This window comes from Nioella nitratireducens, from assembly GCF_001879715.1.
In the GTDB taxonomy this organism is placed as follows: Bacteria; Pseudomonadota; Alphaproteobacteria; order Rhodobacterales; family Rhodobacteraceae; genus Nioella; species Nioella nitratireducens.
Genome location: NZ_MNBW01000060.1, coordinates 1 through 2,011, shown reverse-complemented (window position 1 = coordinate 2,011; position 2,011 = coordinate 1). Strand labels below are relative to the sequence as shown.

The window sequence follows — 2,011 nt, the reverse complement described above, 5'->3', positions numbered from 1 at the left end:
ACGCACCCGGTGATGTCAGCCAGTCTTCGGGCCTGCGGGGTCCTGTCGCGCGGGGGATGGTCCCCCGCCTCCCAGACAGGAGCCAAACAGATGTCCCGCAAAGATGCACACGCCTTCGCAGCCTCCCTCGCCGCCACGCTCATGGTTTCGATCGTCGTCTTCCAGGCAGGGGATGGAACCTTCGGCGCCGTCCCCGCCGATGAAATCGACGGCGACGAGGTCGTGATCGTCTCGGAATACGATCCCTTCGGGTGAGGCTTCGGCCTCACTTCCCGAGGGCTTGGCGCAAAAGCGGCTATCGCCGATAGAGGGCCTGCTCTACAGAACAGTCCCAAGTTCATAAAAAATATAAGAAAATAGCTCTCCTATAAGAAAGCTTTCCTACGTTTCTGCGATTTTCTTCAAACTATGACGTCGCCGGTGATGCGTCAGACTTCAAGGCCAATGCTCCCGATCTTTCGCATGGGCATTTGGAGCATCTGTTGGCAATCTGACGGATGCCTGAAATCCAGAAGGTTCACCGGGACGTGGTGACTGGAGCAAGAGAGAGGTTTCGATCCGTTCTGCGATGGCTGAGACGATAGCGAGGCCAAGCCCGCTACCATCAGTTTTTGCATCTGCCCTCTCGAAGCGCCCTGTCAGGCGTTCGAGTGTTTCGGTTGCTACCGCGGGGCCCTCGTTTGCCACGATCAACTGCCCGTCGCTCGTGAGTGTAACATCGACTGGGGCATTCTGCGCCCCGTGGCGTAGGGCGTTTTCCACCAGATTCCGGCACAGAATTCCCAATGCGTCGGGGTCGATATCAGACAAGACAGGCGTGTCCGGCAAGTTCAACATAAGGCGCCCGTTCTCTGTGCTGCGCGCAATATCTTCCACCACGACCCGAGTGATGGTTCTGACATCAGCGCTCTGGTCCATCCGAAGTCTACCGCCTTCCGCCCGCGCAAGCTGCAGGAGACGCTCGGACAGCCGAGTGAGACGCTTGAGCGTCGCCTCGATCTCGGCGGCGCGCGCGTCGATGGTCGGATCTTTGGTCTCTGACCGCAGTCGCTGCGCCTGGGCGATAGCGCCCGCCAATGGTGTCCTTAGTTCATGAGCCGCATTGGCTGCAAAACTTCGCTCAGCCTCGAACGCGTCGCGCAGCCGAGCCAAAAGGCTGTTCAAGGTTGCGGCCAGCGGTCCTATTTCCGTCGGCAGGTCGGCCGCGGGTACTTCTGACAGGTCGCGCACGCCGCGCGCTTCAAGCCGCGTACGGAACCGATGGAGAGGGGCGAGGCTAAAGCGCACAGCGAGAATAATCGACGCGAGCGCCAACGGCAGCACAACCAGCAGCGGCAGGCCGAGGCCCATCTGGATTTCCCGAGCAACCGAAGCGCGATGCGCCAACGGTTCGGCCACGGTGATGCTGATCGTCCCCTGGAGCGCCGCGTCGCTGTAGAGGCGATGTGTGGCGTTCTGCCCAAATCCCGGACCATCGTATGGAGGGAACACGGCAGGGTCCGCCGCATGGGATTGCAGCAAAATGCGTCCCTCGGCATCGCGTACGATGTAGGTGAAGAACTCGTCATGCTCCCGGATCGGCGCGAGGCGCTGCGTCACACCCTGATCTTCTCGGCCGACGATGTCGGTCACGGCCAGCGGAAGGATGCGCTCGGCGGTTTCGCGCAGGGCGCTGTCGAAGACCTCGTCCATCTCGCCCCGAACGATCACCGCGGTAACCGTGGCGGCGGCGAGCCAGAGGATCGTCAGCACAAGGCCGAGTGACAAGCCGAGCCGTACCTGAAGGCTGGATGGCCACATCATGGCTTGCCCAGCCGGTAACCCATGCCGCGCTCAGTCTCGATGATGGCGCTCCCCAGTTTCTTGCGCAGGCGGCTCACGTGCACCTCGATGGTGTTGCTCTCGACTTCGGCGTCGAAAGCGTAGAGCTTCTCGGGGTCGAGTGGGGCTGAGTGCAGAAAACCCCTTTAAGGATTTTGCGCTTCTATTTTCCGCCAACGATATTCGCCTG

The 2,011-nt window shown here is 61.0% G+C and carries 2 protein-coding genes and 1 pseudogene; 1 reads left to right on the top strand and 2 read right to left on the bottom strand.

From position 1 onward, the window contains the following. Positions 1-90: 90 nt before the first annotated feature. Positions 91-255: a hypothetical protein gene (locus BKY27_RS20310; protein ID WP_007803240.1), complete on the top strand. Its 165-nt coding sequence runs from the start codon at positions 91-93 to the stop codon at positions 253-255. Between the two features lie 180 nt (positions 256-435). Here BKY27_RS20310 and BKY27_RS19525 read toward each other — a convergent pair whose 3' ends face one another. Further along, entirely contained in the window at positions 436-1,803 is a 1,368-nt protein-coding gene (locus tag BKY27_RS19525) for an ATP-binding protein (RefSeq protein WP_071676122.1), read from the bottom strand. Next, positions 1,800-1,934 (bottom strand): annotated as a pseudogene (locus BKY27_RS19520) (winged helix-turn-helix domain-containing protein); the annotation flags it as partial. The pseudogene BKY27_RS19520 and the gene BKY27_RS19525, both read right to left, overlap by 4 nt. Positions 1,935-2,011 lie beyond the last annotated feature (77 nt).

What these genes read in the sequence shown, in the direction of transcription:
- BKY27_RS20310 (WP_007803240.1), top strand. Translation starts at nt 91, where the DNA reads ATGTCCCGCAAAGATGCACACGCCTTCGCAGCCTCCCTCGCCGCCACG.
- BKY27_RS19525 (WP_071676122.1), bottom strand. Translation starts at nt 1,803, where the DNA reads ATGATGTGGCCATCCAGCCTTCAGGTACGGCTCGGCTTGTCACTCGGC.